Genomic DNA, 18,344 nt, shown 5'->3' with positions numbered 1-18,344 from the left:
GGGATACGGACGCAGCCGCAGGAAAGGATGGCTCCCCGCCACTTGGGCCACAGCACGAACCGGACTGCCCTTGCTGCACGCTTTGTTGATCTGGTCGGCCATGGTCTAATAGGACGCGACCGGCGGCGACACTGGCCGGCAAATTTGGTGGAAATGCGCTGGCCGCGTGGCGCAGCGGCTTTCGCCTGATGCGCATTCAGAAGCGCTGGCCCATCTGGCTGACGGCAGGTCGGTCAGCGGCCCGGCGACGCGCGCCGCCCCGGAGGAGACACAGTGAGCAACAGCACCGCGACATCCGCCCCTTCCGGACTTGAGAGCCTGTTTGCGGCCCTGGGGCCGATTGGCTCGGGCGACGGACCGGCCCCGGCCCGGCCGGTGGAGAAGTGGAACCCGGATTTCTGCGGCGACATCGACATGCGCATCGCCGCCGACGGCACGTGGTTCTATATGGGCACGCCCATCGGCCGTCCCGCGCTGGTCAAGCTGTTCGCCTCGATCCTGCGCAAGGACCCGGAGCGCTTCGTGCTGGTGACGCCGGTGGAGCGGGTCGGCATCAGCGTTGAGGACGCGCCCTTCATCGCCGTGGAGATGGCGGTGGGCGGCGATGGCGCCGGCGATGGCCAGACGCTCAGTTTCCGCACCAATGTCGATGATGTGGTGACCGTCGGTCCCGACCATCCCCTGCGCTTCGAGCGCGATGCGGAAGGCGGACTGAAGCCTTATGTGCGCGTGCGCGGCGAGCTGTGGGCGCTGGTCAAACGGGCGCTGATGTATGATCTGGTCGCGCTGGGCGAGGAGCGTCCGGCCGCCGATGGCGGCGAGGCGGAATTCGGCGTGCGCAGCAATGGCGCCTTCTTCCCGATGGCTCGCGTCGGAGAACTCGGCTGATGGCCCGCATGGACATGGCCGACAGGGCGGCGCCCACTGCGCCGCAGGCTAACGACGCGGCATCTGGCCAAAGCAATGCGCCGCCTTACAGCATCGACGGCTTTCTGGCCCGGTCGCGCCGCCAGCTTTATCCTGAGCCGCCGGCCATCGGCGGGCCATTGTCCAACCCCGGCGGCGATCACGCGCTCAATGGCGATGAGGCGCCCCCCTTTGACGAGGCCGCCGCCCGCGCCGCCGCCGTGCTGATCCCGGTGGTGCGTCGCTCAGATCCGACCGTGCTGCTGACCCAGCGACCCTCCGCCATGCGCAGCCACGCCGGCCAGGTGGCGTTTCCGGGCGGCAAGATAGATCCCGAAGACGGCACGCCGCTCAACGCCGCCCTGCGCGAGGCCGAAGAAGAGGTTGGGCTGTCGCGCCGGCTGGTGACGCCGCTGGGCTATCTCGACCCTTATCTCACCGGCACCGGCTTTCGCATTATCCCGGTGGTCAGCGTCGTCGAGCCGGATTTCCGCCTGACGCTGAACCCGGCGGAGGTGGAGGCGGCGTTTGAGGTGCCGCTGGCGTTTCTGATGAACCCGGCCAATCATGAATTGCGCGCCGCCGAATGGCAGGGGCGGCTGCGGCGCTATTACGCCATGCCCTATGGGGAGCGCTTCATCTGGGGGGCCACGGCGGGCATCATTCACAACATGTACCGGAAGTTTTACGGGTGAGCCGCGTCCTGTTTGAACAATTGGGGCTATTTCTCGCCCCGTTTATCGTGTTTGGGGTCTATCTGCTGTTGCGGCGGCGCAATCCGCTGACCCGCGCTCCATGGGATGGCAAGACCCTGTGGCTGGCCGTGGCCGGGCTTGGGCTGGTGGTGCTGGTGATGATCTTCACCGGGCTGACGCAGCAGCGCGAGGACGGCGGCTATCTGCCGCCGCGCTTCGAAGACGGACAGTTGAAACCCGGTCAATTCAGGTGATGCGTGACCGCTGACCAGCAAGAGGCCCTCGCCGCCCTGCTCCGCCGCCCCAGGGTCGCCCGGCTGTTCGCCGCTCTCGATGGCGACGGCGCCGAATTGCGCATTGTTGGCGGCGCGGTGCGCGACGCCCTGCTCGGCCTTAACGTCGACGAGATCGACCTCGCCATCTCTGTCGTGCCCCAGGAGACCGTGGCGCGGGCCAGCCGCGCCGGGCTGAAGAGCATCCCCACCGGCATCGACCACGGCACCGTCACCGTGCTGGTCGAGGGCGAGCCGTTCGAGATCACCAGCCTGCGTGAAGATGTGCTGACCGATGGCCGCCACGCCGTGGTGCGCTATGGCAAGGATTTTGACGCCGACGCCCGCCGGCGTGACTTCACCATCAACGCGCTGTCGCTCGACGGGCGCGGGCGGCTGCATGACCCGGTCGGCGGCTATGCCGATCTTGGCGCGCCTGCTGGAGCTGCTAGGGGAGCGGCTGGCGGCGCAGGAACCCGCATCCGCTTTATCGGCGACGCCCGGACCCGCATCCGCGAGGACTATCTGCGCAGCCTCAGGTTCTTCCGTTTTGTCGGGCGGTTTGGCGCTTCAGCCGCCGATGCGCAGGGGTTCGCCGCCACCATCGCCGGGCGCGATGGCCTCGCGCAGCTGTCAGCCGAGCGGGTGCGAGCTGAATTACTGAAGGTGCTGGCCAGCGATGGCGCGGAGCACGCCATCACTTTGATGGCCGGCGCCGGATTACTGCACGCCGTCAGCGGCATTGTCGCCGAGCCAGGCCGGCTCGCGCGGCTGATCGCGCGCCAGCGCGCGGCGGGCGACGGGCCCGATCCTGTGCTGCGCCTCGCCGCCGTGGCGGTGCGGGTGCGCGAGGACGCCGCATTGCTTGGCCGCCGTCTGCGCCTGTCGGGGGCCGAAACCGCCCGACTGACGGCGCTGGCCCGGGTGATGGAGGCGATGCGCAGCGCCCGCCGCGTCGATCTCCGCCAGCTGCGGGCGCTGGTCGCCACAGAGAGCGTCGCAGCCGTCGCCGACGCCTGCGCCCTGCTGGCGCCGGACGATGACGGCGCCGTGGCGCTGACGCCGGAAGCCCGCGCCGGGCTGGCTCAATTCGCATCCGGCGCCCAGCCACAGCCACAATTGCCGCTGCGCGGCGCCGATCTGCTGGAGATGGGGCTCGCCGCCGGCCCGCAGATGGGCGCCCTCACCCGGCGCCTGCGCCAGCAATGGCTGGCCGATGGCTGCCCCACCGGGCCAGACGCCCGCGCAGCCTTGCTAGATCAGGCGAGAACGCTCATCGCCGCGGAGGCATGACCCTCACCTGACCTGCGGCCTGGGTGAGCACTCCGAGCGCAGCTGCGCAAGCATTGAAGGCCGCGACGCTGAAAGGCGTCTGCGGCCTGTGTCGTTCAGGAGCGGCCCTGACCTGGGCGGACCCCGATGAGTCGTGCTCATTGGGTCCGGGCTTCAGAGGCGGGTTTGACGGTTGCCGACCGACGCTGCGCCCGCAAGACCGCCCGCCGGGTACAAATGGCTGATTGGCTCAGGCGGCGGCGCCGCAGCCACAGCCGCCGCAACCACAGCCGCCGTCCGCAGCCTCGTCGGCGACCGGCGCAGGCCCGCCCTGGCCAGCTTCTGCCCCTGCATGCTGATGGCCATGATCCGCCGCCGGCAGGTCGATTTTCGCCGCCCGTATGCCAAGGCGGGCGAACAGCGCCATGTCAGCATCTTCCTCGGGATTGGCGGCGGTGAGCAGCGTGTCGCCGGCGAAGATCGAATTGGCGCCGGCGAAGAAACACAGGGCCTGCATTTCGTCCGACATGGCGCTGCGCCCCGCCGACAGCCGCACCACCGATTTCGGCATCATGATCCGGGCCAGCGCCACGGTGCGCACGAAGGCGAGCGGATCGAGGGGGGGCGCGTCGGCCAGCGGCGTGCCCTTGATCGGGATCAGCATGTTGACCGGCACACTTTCAGGATGCTGGGGCAGATTGGCCAGCGTCACCAGCATGTCGACGCGGTCGTCAGTCTCCTCGCCCATGCCGACGATGCCGCCGCAACACACCTTGATGCCGGCGGCGCGGACGTGATCCAGCGTATCGAGCCGGTCGGCGAAGCTGCGGGTGGTGATGATGTTACCGTAGTTACGTTCGGAGGTGTCGATGTTGTGGTTGTAATAGTCGAGGCCAGCTTCGGCGAGCCGCTGGGCGTCATGCGGGGTCAGCATGCCGAGGGTCATGCAGGTCTCCATGCCGAGGCCGCGCACGCCCTCGATCATCGCCACCACCGCATCCATGTCGCGGGCCTTGGGATTGCGCCAGGCGGCGCCCATGCAATAGCGGGTCGCGCCAGCGTCGCGGGCCTTGCGCGCTTCCGTAATGACACGCTCGACCTCCATCAGCTTCGACGCCTTGAGGCCGGAATTGTGGCGCGCTGACTGGCTGCAATAGCCACAATCCTCAGGGCAGCCGCCGGTCTTGATCGACAGCAGCCGCGCCAGCTCGACCTGGTTGGGGTCGAAATGACGCCGGTGCACGGCATGAGCGGCGTGCAGCAGATCGTTGAACGGCGCCTCATACAGCGCCCGCGCCTCGGCCAGGGTCCAGTCATGTCGCAATGCCTGCGACGCCTGCTGCGCGTGGGACGCTTGCTGGTCGTCGTGCAAGCTTTGGCGCAGGCCCTCGACAGGGGCGATCGGCAGGCTAGGGCCCGGGTTGCTGCTATATTGCTCCTGTCGGGCCATGCGCCTCTCCTTTTATCTATATTTGAGTCAATCTCCTGTCATTAGCTTCCAGACCGGCGCCGTCCGCGCAACCCAGGCGGCGCCCTGAGCGCCACACCGGCCCCGCAACGTCCGACGAAAATCCAACATATTATTGAATTTATTGCTCTATTTGCATGAGCCGCCATACCAGCGCCTCAGCACAACATGCCCAGTTTTAATAGATTGAACCAGCGCATGGTCTGGCATCACTCGCATTGCCGCCTGAATTTTATCTATAATTAAATCGCTCGCTATATCGCCGCGCCGTCGCCTGCAATTGCGGCGCCGCGCGCCTGTATTCGCGGCGCCACGGGCTGGCGACCTCTCGCCATGGCGACCGGCACGGGTTAACCTGACGAAGCGTAGAGCACCTGCGCGCCAGACAACTTCCACAGCGGCAGCACGCCACACGGCGCATGCCGGAACGTCGGGCCGAGGCCCCTGTCCAGGCCTGCTGGCCAAATCACTTCGGCCATCTCAGACAGCGTTCAACAGCGTCACAAAGGTTGCGACACAAGACGGTAGCGTCACGCGAGGCCATCTCTCCCTGGGAGGCGATCATGACAGTCACCAGAACCAGTCCAGCAGCTATCGCCCGGCGAATCGCCCTGCGGCGTGACCGGACCGGCGCCACGCCGGCGGCCCCTGATCCCACGCCGCATAGCTCAGTGGCCGCCACAAGTGCGCCTGCAGGCACGGGGACGCCAACCTCCACCCTCCCCGCCTTCAGCCCGTCAGATGCCGAACTGCTGGCCGCGGGTCTGCTCGCCGACGATGACGCGGCGGGTCCGGTCAATCTCAGCAAGTGGCGTCGCAAGAGCTTCGTCGTCCCGGCCAGCGAGGCGCGGGCCATCGTCAGCGCCTGGCTCGACCGTTATCCGCAGGCGCGCTGGCGATCCGAAATCGAGAACTGGCGCATTGTCGGCGATGATCTGGTGCAGCTGACCATGCGGCGACTGCCGCAGGCTGACAGCAGCGCCCGCCTGTGACCTGACGATCTGTGCGCTCCGCAAACGTCACGCGCCTTCCGCGCGCTTACCGCCTAGCGCGGCGGCGTTGTGGGCGGCGCGTTGCGGCTCCGGCAGGCGAAACCGGCCCAGGCAGGCGCTGACCAGCGCGACAGAGCTGGCCTGGTCGATCAGATGGCCCGGCGAGACATAGACTGGCGCGACCTGGGCGCGGCTGCGCAGCACCGTGCCAATGCGCTGCGGCGTCGGATCTTCCGGCGTCGGTGGGCGCGCCAGCAGCGGGGCCATCGCGCCGCGCTCCGGTCCGGGCCCGGCGCTCCAGCCGGTGAGCCGGGTCTTGGCGCAGCCCACCGAAGGCTTCTGCAGCCACAGGCCCATATGGCTGGCGACGCCGATGCCGCGCGGATGGGCGCAACCTGCCCCGTCGAAGATAAAGGCGTCTGGCGTCACGCTGAGCTGGCCAAACGCTTGCTCCAGCACCGGCCCCTCGCGAAAGGTCAGCAGGCCCGGCACATAAGGGAATGGCGTCGCCGCCTCGGCCAGCGCCGTATCAACGATGACCAGCTCCGGAAAGCGCATCACCACCACCGCCGCGCGCGAGCGGCCGGCGCGCACGCTGACATCAACGCCCGCCACCAGCCGCACCTGCGTCAGATCAAGCGGCATATCGAGGACAAGATCGCTGACCAACTGCTTCTGCAGCGCGATGGCCTCGCGTGGCGTGACGTTCCAGGGATGGCGGGGGAATAGCTGCATGAGGGGCATATGGCGCTGGGGTGGGCTTTGCGCCAGGGGGCTGGTGGTGGGTGGACGCTCGGGTCGGTGCGGGTGATGGGTTCGGGAGGGGGCTTCGAGAGGCGGCTGCGGAGGTGGCCTGAAGACGTGGATGCCCGTGCTTGTCACGGGCATCCACGTCTTCTCGCCCCCGCCTCTTCCCCGCCCCCGAAAACGCCTGCCAGCCTCCGCCCTTCCCAAACGCAAAACGGGCAGGCGTCGAAGGACGCCCGCCCGGTCATGCATGCGTCAGCGGCCCGCGCCGGCCGCAGGCTCGCCGTTCAGTTGTTGAAGCGGAAGTGCAGCACGTCGCCGTCGGCGACGACATATTCCTTGCCTTCCAGCCGCAGTTTGCCGGCGTCGCGGGCGCCGGCCTCGCCCTTCAGCGTCACATAATCGTTGAAGGCGATGGTTTCGGCGCGAATGAAGCCCTTCTCGAAATCCGAGTGGATGACGCCGGCGGCCTTTGGAGCCTTGGTGCCGACGGTGATGGTCCAGGCGCGGGCTTCCTTGGGGCCAACGGTGAAATAGGTGATCAGGCCGAGCAGCTCATAGCCGGTGCGGATGACGCGGTTGAGGCCAGGCTCTTCAAGGCCGATGGCCTCGAGATATTCCGCCTGCTCTTCCTCGGGCAGCACGGCGATCTCGCTCTCGATCGCCGCCGACACCACCACGGCGCGCGCGCCTTCTTCCGCCGCGCGGGCGAACACGGCGGCGGAATGGGCGTTGCCGTCCTTGGCCGACGCTTCCTCGACATTGCAGACGTAGAGCACCGGCTTGGAGGTCAGCAGGCCGAGCTGCTGGAAGGCGAATTGCTCATCCGCCGAGACCTCGACGAGGCGGGCCGGCTTGCCGTCGCGCAACAGCGCCAGCGAGCGATTGACCAGCTCGATCTGCTCCTTGGCCTCCTTGTCGCCGCCACGGGCGCGCTTTTCGAGGCCGGTGACGCGCTTTTCGAGGCTTTCGAGGTCGGCGAGCATCAGCTCGGTCTCAATGGTCTCAATGTCGGCCACCGGGTCAACCTTGCCATCGACGTGGGTGACGTCGCCGTCCTCAAAGCAGCGCACCACATGGGCGATGGCGTCGCATTCGCGGATATTGCCGAGGAACTGGTTGCCAAGGCCTTCGCCCTTCGAGGCGCCGCGCACGAGGCCGGCGATGTCGACGAAGGTCAGGCGGGTCGGGATAATCTGCTGCGAACCGGCGATGGCCGACAGGGCGTCGAGGCGCGGATCCGGCACCGCCACGTCGCCGACATTCGGCTCGATAGTGCAGAACGGGTAATTGGCGGCCTGGGCCGCAGCCGTCTGCGTCAGCGCATTGAACAGGGTCGACTTGCCGACATTCGGCAGACCGACGATTCCGCATTTGAAACCCATGACCACTCCAGCGCAGCGCGCTCAACCGCTGGCGCACGCGGGCTGGCCACAGGCCGCCCCGCGCCGTCTCGCCAGGCGCATCCAGAAATCTGGCGCATCCATAGAGCATCAGCCCCGAAAGTGGAAACCGGATTTCGCCGCAAGCCACGCGCCAGACGCTCTGGCCTGAGCACGCAAATAAAGTTACCCATGAGCCAGACCGCCCTGTCTGCGCGCCGGCCGCGCTGCGCAGGGCCCACGCGCACATCCAGGGCCGGGCTCCCGGCGCCCAATTGCTGCGCCCGTCCGCCGCCCCGATCAGGAAACGTCCATGAGCGATGACAACAACAACCAGCCTCGCCCTGAATTCCCCCTGCGCGCCGCCATCGTGCCGGTGACGCCGTTCCAGCAGAACTGCACCATTATCTGGAACGAGGACACCATGGCCGGCGCGCTGGTCGACCCTGGCGGCGACCCGCACCTGATCCGCAAGGCGCTGGAGCAGACCAAGGTGAAGATCGAGAAGATCATCATCACCCATGGTCACATCGACCACGTCGGCTCCGCCGCCGAACTGGCCGAGGAGTTGGGCGTCAAGATCGAGGGTCCGCACCGGGCCGACGCCGAGATGATGCAGAATGTCGAGCAGCAGGCGGTGAAATGGGGCATCGGCGGCGTGCGCAATGTGCAGAGCGACCGCTGGCTCGAGGAAGGTGAGACCGTCAGCATCGGCGGCGCGAGCTTCGACGTCTATCACTGCCCGGGGCACTCGCCCGGTTCGGTGGTGCTGGTGAACAAGGACCAGCGCATCGCTCTGGTTGGCGACGTGGTGTTTCAGGGCTCGGTCGGCCGCACCGATCTGCCAGGCGGCGACCATGAGGCGCTGATCCGCTCGATCAAGACCAAATTGCTGCCGCTTGGCGACGATATCGCCTTCATCTGCGGCCACGGTCCGATGAGCACCTTCGGCCAGGAGCGCGAGTTCAATCCGTTCCTGAACTGAGCAAGGGCGCTGGCAGGCGGCGCTGGCAGGCGGCGCAGTTCGCAACCTTCGCTGCGCCAACATTCACTGGGGCAACGTTCACTGGACCAACGTGCACCTGGCCTTGCCAGGTCACAGGCGCAAAACGAGCCTCTGTCTGGCGCTCCCTTGTGCCGCCCCCACCGGGCGGGTTATCCAGCGGCCAATCTGCGGGCCGCCCCGCGACCATCACGGAGACGGCGCAACCTGTGCGCCGCGCCATCAGGATCTGACATGAGCGACAAGCAAGCGACCCCGCCCGATCACCTCAGCGTGGACCCCGCCAGCCCGTTTCACGACGAGGCCGTGCTGGCGCGCGGCGTCGGCGTCAAATTCAAGGGCGTCGAGAAGACCAATGTCGAGGAATATTGCGTCTCCGAGGGCTGGGTGCGCCTCGCCGTCGGCAATACGGTCGACCGCAAGGGCCGCCCGATGACCATCAAGCTCAAGGGCACGGTCGAGCCGTATTTCCAGGACGTGGCCGAAGGCTGAGGCATGGTGGCGCGCTGACGCCTTTGTAGGCGCATGATGCGGGCGGAGCGATGGCTCCGCCCTTTTTTGCGCCTTACGCAAGGCTGATGGCGGGCGCATGGCCCGCGACATTCCGCATGGCGCGGCATGGCGAACGCTGCCCTGAAACGCCGCCCTCAGCCATGCGCTTTTCGCCTGGGCGCGGCCCCTGCCACGCGTCTGGCCCTGGCGCCGCGACGCCCATCAGCGTGTGTAAGCTCCGGCCATGAACCAGACGTCGACCGCCGCCGCATCGCAGCACGCGCCCCAGATCCCTCCGCATATTCCACCGCCGTGGCGGCTGACATTTTCGGCCATGTGCGCGATGTTTATCGGCATTGGCCTTGCGCGCTTCGCCTATACGCCGCTGATGCCGGCGCTGGTGGAGCAGAACTGGTTCAACCAGTCGCAGGCAGCCTATATCGGCGCCGCCAATCTCGCCGGCTATTTCCTCGGCGCGCTGCTGTCGCGCCGGCTGTCCGCCGCCAATCCAAGGCTGGCGCTGCAGGTGGCGATGGTCGCCTGCGCCCTCAGCTTCTTCGCCTGCGCCTGGCCGTCGTCGTTCCTGTGGTTCTCTTTCTGGCGCTTTCTCGCCGGCTTTGCTGGCGCGGTGGCGCTGGTGACGGCGGCGCCATTCATCCTGCCGTTCATTCCGGAGAACCGTCGCGGCTTCGCTTCCGGCATGATCTTTGTCGGCCCCGCCATCGGCGTCACCCTTGGCGGACTGCTGATGCCGTGGCTGGCGGCGCAGGGGCTGACCTTCGCCTGGCTGTCGCTGGGCGTCAGTTGCCTCGTGGTCATGGCGCTCGGCTGGAGCGGCTGGCCGCCTGCCCCGGCGAAGCCGCAGCTTGGGGCGACGCCTGTGGCAGCGCCAGCCCCTGGCGGCCGCTCGCCCGCCGCTGTCGCCATGCTGCTCGCCGGCGTCTACGCCATCTACGCCCTGTCGGCCTTCGGCCTTGTGCCGCACATGATCTTCCTGGCCGACTATGTGGCGCGCGGCCTTGGCTGGGGCATCACCACCGGCTCGATGTTCTGGGCGCTGTTCGGGCTTGGGGCGATGATCGGCCCGCTGATCACCGGCGCCTGCGGCGACCGCTTCGGCTTCCGCGCCACCTTGCGGGTGGGGCTGCTCCTGCAAACCCTCGGCGTCGGCGCTTTGGTGGTCTCGGCCAATCCGTGGCTGCTGGCCGCATCCAGCATCCTCATCGGCGCCTTCGTGCCTGGGGTCGCCGTGCTCACCATGGGCCGGTTACGCGAGGTGGCCCCGCCCGACCGTATCCCTGACGGCTGGCGCATCGCCACCATCGGCTTCGCCGTCGGCCAGGCGCTGGCCGGCTATTTCTTCTCCTGGGTGTTCGCCCGCACCCATGATTATCCGCTGCTGTTCGGCATCGGCGCCGGCATCATCATTCTGGCGCTGGCGGTGGAGCTGAGCACGGCGGCGCTGGCGCAAAAGCGCTGAGAGGACATTTCCTTCCAGGTAAACGGTATGGGCAAATGCTAAGAAGGCCTGACACGTCAACCCTACTAAACTGGCTACATCTTTTTACTAAGTTTCATTGCAGGGGGCACAATGAACGACGAGAGGCCATATCGCCTTCTGCCTAATGCCGAGATCGATCGCCTCCGCGCGGATGCAAGATTATTAATGCTGGAGGGATCGCAAAACGATGCCAGAGATGGCAGTGCGGCCGCAGTGAGGGCCGGCGAGAACTTCCTAAAGTCAGTCATAATCGCCAATGGCGCTTCGATCGTCGCCCTTGTAGGGCTCGCAGACAAGCTAAAGACCATCAACCCGAGCCTGCATTTCACCGACCTGAAATACGCATTGGCATCATACGCCATAGGACTAGTGATCGCGATTATCAGCTTTGGCCTAGCCTACATCGCAAATCATTATATCAGCGAAGAACACCATACTGTCTATTCAATGATGTCGAGTGGATATGATGGAATGGATGAACTCTCTAAAAAATTTCAATCCGAGGTAAATCCCCTCGCCAAAAAAAGAAAAATCTGGGCATGGGCGATGGCCATCACTGCATCGATCGCCGCAAGTGCCTTTATGGTTGGCATATTTCTCTCATGGAAGGCACTTGCGCTATGATCGAGCTTCTCGTCGAATCATCGTAGCATTTTCAGCCGGTACAACTCATCCAGCGCGGCGCGCGGCGACAGATCGTCGACGTCGATGGCGTCGAGCGCTTCGCGCAGCGGATCGGGCGCCGCCGGCTGTGGCGCCGTTGCAGCAGTCGTCATGCGGCGTGGCGCGGCGGCGGCGAACAGCGGCAGATCATCGATCAGCGTCGACACCGGCTTTTCGCGATCGCCCTTCTCCAGCTCGGCGAGGATCGCCCGCGCCCGCTCCACCACCGACGGCGGCAGGCCGGCGAGGCGCGCCACCTGGATGCCGTAGCTGCGGTCGGCGGCGCCTGTGGTCACCTCATGCAGGAACACCACCTCGCCGTGGAATTCGGCGACGCGCATGGTGACATTGCCGACCCGGTCGAGGCGCTCCGACAGCGCCGTCAGCTCGTGATAATGGGTGGCGAACAGGGCGCGGCAGCGATTGACCTCGTGCAAATGCTCGATCGCCGCCCAGGCGATGGACAGGCCGTCGAAAGTGGCGGTGCCGCGGCCAATTTCGTCGAGAATCACCAGCGAACGCGGGCCAGCCTGGTTGAGGATGGCGGCGGTCTCGATCATCTCCACCATGAAAGTGGAGCGGCCGCGCGCCAGATCGTCGGCGGCGCCGACGCGGCTGAACAGCCGGTCGACCACGCCGATATGGGCGCGGCGGGCCGGGACAAACGCTCCCATCTGCGCCAGCACCACCGCCACGGCGTTCTGCCGCAGCCAAGTTGATTTACCGGCCATATTGGGACCGGTGACGATCACCAGGCGCCCGGCTTCCGCCTCCGGATCGGCCAGATCGCTGTCATTGCCGACAAAGGCCTGGCCCTGGCGCTTCAGCGCCGCCTCCACCACCGGATGGCGAGCGGCCTCCAGGGTGAAGGCCAGGCTGTCGTCCATCTGCGGCCGCACCCAGTCGCGCTCCATGGCCAGTTCGGCCAGCGCCGCCGTCACATCCAGCACCGCCAGCGCATCGGCGGCGGCGCGGATGGCGTCAGCGCAGTCGATCAGCATGGCGCGCAGGCGCTCGAACACGGCCAGCTCGATGCCGCGCGCCCTGTCCGCCGCCGAGGCGATCTTCGCCTCAAGCTCGCCGAGCTCCACCGTGGAGAAGCGCATGGCGCCGGCCATGGTCTGGCGATGCACGAACAGGCTGTTGTGCGGCGGCTGCAGGAACGTCTCGCCCGCCGCTTGCGGCGTCTCGACGTAATAGCCGATCATGTTGTTGTGCTTGATCTTCAGCGTCCTGACGCCGGTTTCGGCGGCATAACGGGCCTGAAGCGCGGCGATATAGCGGCGGCTGTCGGCCTGCAGCAGCCGCGCCTCATCCAGCGCCGCGTCATGGCCGGGGCGGACGAAGCCGCCGTCGCGCTTGAGCAGCGGCAGCTCATCGTCGAGCGCTGCGGCCAGCGCCGCGGACACCGCAGGATCGAGCTGGCGCAGCGAAGCCCCTGCGTCGGCCAGCTCCTCGGGCAGGTTTGGGATATCGCCCAGCACCGTTCCGAGGCTGAGCGCCGCATGCATGCCGGCGCCGAGCGCCGCCAGATCGCGCGGGCCGCCCCGGTCCAGCGTCAGCCGCGACAGGGCGCGGGCCATGTCTGGCGCCGCCTTCAGCCGCTCGCGCACCACGCCGCGCAGCAGGCTGTCATTGGCCAGCGCCGCCACTGCGTCATGACGCGCCCGGATGCGCGCCAGGTCAGTGAGCGGCCCGGCCAGGCGCTCGGCCAGCAGGCGGCCGCCGCCGGGCGTCAGCGTCATGTCGATGGTCGCCAGCAGGCTGCCAGCCCGCTCGCCGCCAAGCGTGCGCGCCAGCTCCAGATTGGCGCGGGTGGCGGCGTCGACCGCCATGATGGCGCCGGAGCTGGCCCGCGACGGCGGCGCCAGCGATGGCCGCGCGCCATATTGCGTGCGTTCGACATAGGCCAGGGCAGCAGCGGCGGCGGCGGTTTCGGCGCGGCTGAAATTGCCGAACGCCTCCAGCGAGGCGACGCCGTAATAGTCCTGCAAACGCCGTGCGGCGGTGGCCGGGTCCAGCCCCTCGCGCGGGATCGGCGTCACCAGAACGCGGCTGTCGCGCCACATCGGATGCAGGTCCGGATCGTCATAAATGACATCGGGCACAACGATCTCGCGCGGGTCGAGCCGCGCCAGTTCGGCGGCGAGCGCGCTGGCCTCGACCTCGCCGACAGTGAAGCGGCCGGTGGTGATGTCGGTGGCGGCCACCGCATAGCTGTAACCATGCTCGGCGCGCTGGCGCGACACGGCGACGAACAGGCTGGAGCGCGAAGGATCGAGCAGCCGCTCCTCGGTGACCGTGCCCGGGGTGACCAGTCGCACCACATCGCGCTTCACCACCGATTTGCCGCCGCGCTTGCGCGCTTCGGCGGGGTCTTCGGTCTGCTCGCACACCGCCACCTTGTGGCCGGCGGCGATCAGCCGTTCGAGATATTCGTCGGAGCGCTCGACCGGCACGCCGCACATGGGAATGTCGTCGCCCTGGTGCTTGCCGCGCTTGGTCAGCACGATGCCGAGGGTGCGGGAGGCCTCCTCCGCGTCGCCGAAGAACAGCTCGTAAAAATCGCCCATCCGGTAGAACAGCAGCGCATCGGGGTGCGCCGCCTTGATCTCCAGATATTGCGCCATCATCGGCGTGACGCGGCTGGCCTCGGCGGGCGTGGCGGCGCCATGGGCCGCACGCTTGCTGGCGCGCTCCGTCGCCGGCGCCGTCAGCGCGGGGTCAGATGCCCCCCCATCGGTCTCGTCGATCCGGGCGTCAGCCATGAGCGTCATCGGGCCTTTCTGTCGGCTGGGTCGGCGGGCCGGCGGCCAGCGCCGTCTTCCAGCGGAGTGCGGAAGGTGCATCACAGCCGCGCCGCGTGGCAAGCGCCATCCCATTCTGGCGGCGCGCCCGGCGAGTTATGCCCAGGCCGTGGCGCTGGACGCCGACGACTGTCGGTTTTTACCGCCGAAGCGCCTCTTAACCGAAAGAGATTTTGCCCTTTGCGTCGCAATAGGCCAATAGACAGACAGAACGTGCGAAATTGTCGTTCGCATCGCTTGAGGAAACCGGATTGCCTGCGTACTCTCCGGCGCCTTGCCTTTGCGCAAGGCGGGGAGCCGCACGGCCGTCAAATAACGTCGCCACGCGCTGACATCAGAACAAGAGCACAGAATTCCGCCATGACCGACCAGCCCTCACGCCGTAAGGCGCGCCCGACCTTCACCGATCAGGAAGCGCTCGATTTCCACTCGCAGGGCCGTCCCGGCAAGCTTGAGATCGTACCGACCAAGCCGATGGCGACGCAGCGCGATTTGTCGCTGGCCTATTCGCCGGGCGTCGCGGTGCCAGTGCTGGCGATCGCGGATGAGCCGTCCCGCGCCTTCGACTATACGGCGCGCGGCAATGTGGTGGCGGTGATCACCAACGGCACCGCCATTCTCGGCCTCGGCAATCTCGGCGCGCTGGCCGCCAAGCCGGTGATGGAAGGCAAGTCGGTGCTGTTCAAGCGCTTCGCCGACGTCGATTCCATCGACCTTGAGGTCGACACCGAAGACACCGACGCTTTCATCAACGCCGTGCGTTATCTCGGCCCGTCGTTTGGCGGCATCAACCTGGAAGACATCAAGGCGCCGGAGTGCTTCGTCATCGAAGACCGCCTGCGCGAGCTGATGGACATTCCGGTGTTCCATGACGACCAGCACGGCACGGCGATCATCGCCGCCGCCGGCATGCTCAACGCCATGCAGATGACCGGTCGCGACCCCAAGACGACGAAGCTGATCGTCAATGGCGCCGGCGCCGCCGGCATCGCCTGCGTCGAGCTGCTCAAGGCCATGGGCTTTGAGTCCGACAACGTCATCCTCTGCGACACCAAGGGCGTGATTTACCAGGGTCGCCAGGAAGGCATGAACCAGTGGAAGTCGGCGCATGCGGCGAAGACTGACGCGCGTTCGCTGGAAGACGCCTTCAAGGGCGCCGACGCCGTCATGGGCCTGTCGGCCAAGGGCGCCTTCACCGAAGAGATGATCCGGTCGATGGCGCCGAACCCGATCATTTTCGCCATGGCCAACCCCGATCCGGAAGTGACGCCGGAAGAGGTGCACGCCATCCGCGATGACGCCATCGTCGCCACGGGCCGCTCGGACTATCCGAACCAGGTCAATAACGTGCTTGGCTTCCCCTACATCTTCCGTGGCGCGCTCGACGTTCGGGCGACGCAGATCAACATGGAGATGAAGATCGCCGCCGTGGAGGCCCTCGCCGCCCTCGCCCGCGAGGACGTGCCGGATGAGGTCGCCGCCGCCTACCAGGGCTCGCGTCCGAAGTTCGGCCCCGAATACATCATTCCGGTGCCGTTCGATCCGCGTCTGATCCACACCGTGCCGCCGGCGGTGGCCAAGGCCGCCATGGACACCGGCGTCGCCCGCCGGCCGATCGTCGACATGGACCGCTACCGCGCCGAGCTGTCGGCCCGCCGCGACCCGGTTGTCGGCGCGCTGCAGCGCGTGTTCGAGCGCGTCAAGCGCTATCCGAAGCGCGTCGTCTTCGCCGAGGGTGAAGAGGAGCAGGTGATCCGCGCCGCCGTGTCCTACGTCAACCAGGGTCTCGGCAGCGCCGTGCTGGTTGGTCGTGAGGAGCTGGTGCTGGCCACCGCCGCCAACGCCGGCATCGAGCTGGAAGGCCGCGAGGGCATCACCATCCAGAACGCCCGCTTGTCGGAGCGTAACCCGGCCTACGCCCAGATGCTGTACAACAAGCTGCAGCGGAAGGGTTATCTGCTGCGCGACTGCCAGCGCCTGGTCAACAATGACCGCAACTACTTCGCCGCCGCCATGGTCGCCATGGGCGACGCCGATGCGGTGGTCACCGGCGTCACCCGCAATTATGCGACGGCGCTGGGCGAAGTGCGCCATGTCATCGACACCAAGCCGGGCCATCGCGTCATCGGCGTGTCGCTGGTGATCTCGCGCGGCCGCACCGTGCTGATCGCCGACACCGCCATCTCCGAGATGCCGGACGCGGAAGAGCTGGCCGACATCGCCGTGCAGGCCGCCAACGCCGCCCGTCGTCTCGGCTATGAGCCGCGCGTCGCCATGCTGTCGTTCTCGACCTTCGGTCAGCCGGAGGGCGAGCGCTCGGCGCAGATGCGCGAGGCGATCAAGATCCTCGACCAGCGCCATGTCGACTTCGAGTATGAAGGCGAAATGGCCGCCGACGTGGCGCTTGATCCGGAGCTGATGAAGCAGTTCCCGTTCTCGCGCCTCAAGGGTCCGGCCAATGTGCTGGTGATGCCGGCGATCCATTCGGCCGCCATCTCCACCAAGCTGCTGGAAGAGCTCGGCGGCTCGACGGTGATCGGCCCGCTGATCGTTGGCCTCGACCGCCCGGTGCAGATCGTCTCGCTCGGCGCCCGCGACAGCGAGATCGTCAATATGTCGGCGCTGGCCGCCTACAACGTCGGCGGCTGACCGGCCTCACGGCGCCGCCGCCAAAGGCTGCGCCTGACGCTGTTTTCACGTCAGATCAATTGCGGCCCGGAGCACATGCTCCGGGCCGCAATTGCGTCTGGGCCATGGCGGGCGACGCATGCCCGCCGGCCAGGCGCCTTACGAAGGTAGTCCTGCATCGATCGCGGACGGCTCGCCATGAGGTCCACGGCGCGCCTGGCGCCTTGGGAGCTTTCGCGCCGCCTGTGATGTGGGAGACGCCCCTGGAATGAGATAGGCCCTGGACAGTAATCGCGTAGCTATTTCAGGCGCTTGCTCCAGTAATCCGCTGTCCTCGCTCCGGCCGGCGCGTCAGAATCCAGCTTTGTCGTTACCGGCTGGGTTCCAAAAATGAACGTCGTCTTACGCCTATTGCTCGCCGTAACAATCGTGTCGGCGCCATTGATCGTCAGTCCCCCTGCACAAGCCGCAACACGCCCACTGCAGGGAACCAAGGTCACCACGCAAGCCGCTTGGGGAGACTACATGGAAAGTCTCGCCAATATTCTGTATCGCGCCCACCTCTCCAATGAGGGACCAAAGCCGAATTATGATAGCGCCGGCGTGTTTCTCACCGCATTTGAGTACGACAATGACTACTGGATGCATCCTGTCCCCGAGAACAGGCTCTCACTGACATACAGCCACATCACAATCGCCACACGGCCATTCGGCTTTGCTGGATTGGTTTTCTGGCCGGGGAGTTATGCACCACGCCAAGCCTTCCCACTCGCAATGCACTGCGCCTACCCCGTGGACGGCATGACGATCGCGCGGTCGGACTCGGGCTGCGGCGTATCGCAAGGAGAGCCGAAAAGCATGCCCTGCCAGGACCAGGGCATCTATACTGCCCCGCAGTGGATCAAAGTGTACAACCCAACGACCGATGTCGATTTTTTTGGAATCTGTGGCTTCAAGCTCACGGGCTCAGACCCTGCCAACACACTGGCGGCGAAATCAGTAATCGACATTATCCTTACCACCGATCTGCGTTCCGGTGGGCTGCCCTGGAATGAATTTGTCATCCACGCCTGGCCAGAAGATGACCCATCCAGGGTTCCCGTGCTGGGGTTCTTTTATGTTCGTGATGTCCAGCCACTAGTAACAGCGTCAGCGGCGGTCGCCGCACTGCCGGATAACAGGCGCAAGCGCTCAGTGGTTATGGAAGGGGCCGAGGCGCTGGCGAGCGCCCAAGCGCAGCAACTGGCCTTTTACAACAAGACAAAGTTGTTTGCCCCCGTCCTCAGCATTGAGGGGATCTTTCCAGCTGTGACGTATCGCTTCCATCCCGAGGATCAGAACCCCACCATACTCAGCCAGGTCACGGTGCTGCAGCCGATGTAATCGCGTCTTCGGCGCCACGCCATTGTCGGCCGCGCCGAACCGCTGGGCTGCGCCGTTGGTCTCGCCCGGACGCCGCTCATTGCGACAAGCGCCGCGCTGGCTGCGCGGCGTAATGGCGTTAGAGCCTATGCTC

The 18,344-nt window shown here is 66.6% G+C and carries 15 protein-coding genes; 11 read left to right on the top strand and 4 right to left on the bottom strand.

Translation table 11 applies throughout. From position 1 onward, the window contains the following. Positions 1-273 precede the first annotated feature (273 nt). The 4 genes from AC6A67_RS08410 to AC6A67_RS08395 are packed head-to-tail and all read left to right on the top strand — an operon-like array spanning position 274 to position 3,166. On the top strand, positions 274-888 hold the full coding sequence (locus AC6A67_RS08410; RefSeq protein ID WP_498036100.1) for a DUF1285 domain-containing protein: 615 nt from the start codon (positions 274-276) through the stop codon (positions 886-888). Positions 889-896: 8 nt separating this feature from the next. Beyond that, positions 897-1,601, top strand: coding sequence for a CoA pyrophosphatase (locus tag AC6A67_RS08405; RefSeq protein WP_498036157.1), 705 nt, complete (start codon positions 897-899; stop codon positions 1,599-1,601). Then, positions 1,598-1,855: a DUF6111 family protein gene (locus tag AC6A67_RS08400; RefSeq protein WP_498036099.1), complete on the top strand. Its 258-nt coding sequence runs from the start codon at positions 1,598-1,600 to the stop codon at positions 1,853-1,855. The genes AC6A67_RS08405 and AC6A67_RS08400 overlap by 4 nt, the downstream gene beginning before the upstream one ends. 3 nt (positions 1,856-1,858) lie before the next feature. Further along, positions 1,859-3,166, top strand: a complete 1,308-nt coding sequence (locus tag AC6A67_RS08395; protein ID WP_498036098.1) for a CCA tRNA nucleotidyltransferase — start codon at positions 1,859-1,861, stop codon at positions 3,164-3,166. Positions 3,167-3,395: 229 nt separating this feature from the next. Here the strand turns inward: AC6A67_RS08395 and bioB are convergent, their stop codons facing one another. Further along, positions 3,396-4,595 carry a biotin synthase BioB gene (gene bioB / locus AC6A67_RS08390; protein WP_498036097.1) on the bottom strand — a complete coding sequence of 400 codons (1,200 nt, stop codon included), beginning with the start codon at positions 4,593-4,595 and terminating at the stop codon, positions 3,396-3,398. Positions 4,596-5,176: 581 nt separating this feature from the next. Between bioB and AC6A67_RS08385 the strand changes: the two genes are divergently transcribed. Continuing rightward, positions 5,177-5,605 (top strand): hypothetical protein, encoded by a 429-nt coding sequence (locus AC6A67_RS08385; protein ID WP_498036096.1) that lies wholly within the window; start codon positions 5,177-5,179, stop codon positions 5,603-5,605. A 27-nt stretch (positions 5,606-5,632) separates the two neighbouring features. On the opposite strand, the gene AC6A67_RS08380 is transcribed toward AC6A67_RS08385, so the two are convergent. Both AC6A67_RS08380 and ychF read right to left on the bottom strand, forming a co-directional pair. After that, positions 5,633-6,340, bottom strand: coding sequence for an endonuclease V (locus AC6A67_RS08380; RefSeq protein WP_498036095.1), 708 nt, complete (start codon positions 6,338-6,340; stop codon positions 5,633-5,635). A gap of 299 nt (positions 6,341-6,639) precedes the next feature. Then, positions 6,640-7,737 carry a redox-regulated ATPase YchF gene (gene ychF, locus AC6A67_RS08375; RefSeq protein ID WP_498036094.1) on the bottom strand — a complete coding sequence of 366 codons (1,098 nt, stop codon included), beginning with the start codon at positions 7,735-7,737 and terminating at the stop codon, positions 6,640-6,642. A 310-nt stretch (positions 7,738-8,047) separates the two neighbouring features. On the opposite strand from ychF, the gene AC6A67_RS08370 reads away from it, so the two are divergent. The 4 genes from AC6A67_RS08370 to AC6A67_RS08355 all read left to right on the top strand — a co-directional run bounded on the left by AC6A67_RS08370 (position 8,048) and on the right by AC6A67_RS08355 (position 11,354). Then, complete coding sequence (locus AC6A67_RS08370) at positions 8,048-8,719, top strand: MBL fold metallo-hydrolase (RefSeq protein ID WP_498036093.1); 672 nt, start codon at positions 8,048-8,050, stop codon at positions 8,717-8,719. A gap of 252 nt (positions 8,720-8,971) precedes the next feature. Next, complete coding sequence (locus AC6A67_RS08365) at positions 8,972-9,229, top strand: DUF3297 family protein (RefSeq protein ID WP_498036092.1); 258 nt, start codon at positions 8,972-8,974, stop codon at positions 9,227-9,229. Positions 9,230-9,473: 244 nt separating this feature from the next. After that, on the top strand, positions 9,474-10,709 hold the full coding sequence (locus AC6A67_RS08360; RefSeq protein ID WP_498036091.1) for a YbfB/YjiJ family MFS transporter: 1,236 nt from the start codon (positions 9,474-9,476) through the stop codon (positions 10,707-10,709). 111 nt (positions 10,710-10,820) lie between these two features. After that, positions 10,821-11,354: a hypothetical protein gene (locus tag AC6A67_RS08355; RefSeq protein WP_498036090.1), complete on the top strand. Its 534-nt coding sequence runs from the start codon at positions 10,821-10,823 to the stop codon at positions 11,352-11,354. Between the two features lie 17 nt (positions 11,355-11,371). On the opposite strand, the gene mutS is transcribed toward AC6A67_RS08355, so the two are convergent. Next, positions 11,372-14,170 carry a DNA mismatch repair protein MutS gene (mutS, locus tag AC6A67_RS08350; protein WP_498036089.1) on the bottom strand — a complete coding sequence of 933 codons (2,799 nt, stop codon included), beginning with the start codon at positions 14,168-14,170 and terminating at the stop codon, positions 11,372-11,374. Between the two features lie 390 nt (positions 14,171-14,560). On the opposite strand from mutS, the gene AC6A67_RS08345 reads away from it, so the two are divergent. Both AC6A67_RS08345 and AC6A67_RS08340 read left to right on the top strand, forming a co-directional pair. Further along, positions 14,561-16,849 (top strand): NADP-dependent malic enzyme, encoded by a 2,289-nt coding sequence (locus AC6A67_RS08345; protein WP_498036088.1) that lies wholly within the window; start codon positions 14,561-14,563, stop codon positions 16,847-16,849. Between the two features lie 504 nt (positions 16,850-17,353). Further along, complete coding sequence (locus AC6A67_RS08340; protein WP_498036087.1) at positions 17,354-18,211, top strand: hypothetical protein; 858 nt, start codon at positions 17,354-17,356, stop codon at positions 18,209-18,211. Positions 18,212-18,344: the final 133 nt, after the last annotated feature.

This window comes from Camelimonas sp. FR25, from assembly GCF_059740505.1.
The sequence above is the reverse complement of the archived record's forward strand: the minus strand, read 5'-3'. Positions and strand labels throughout refer to the sequence as shown.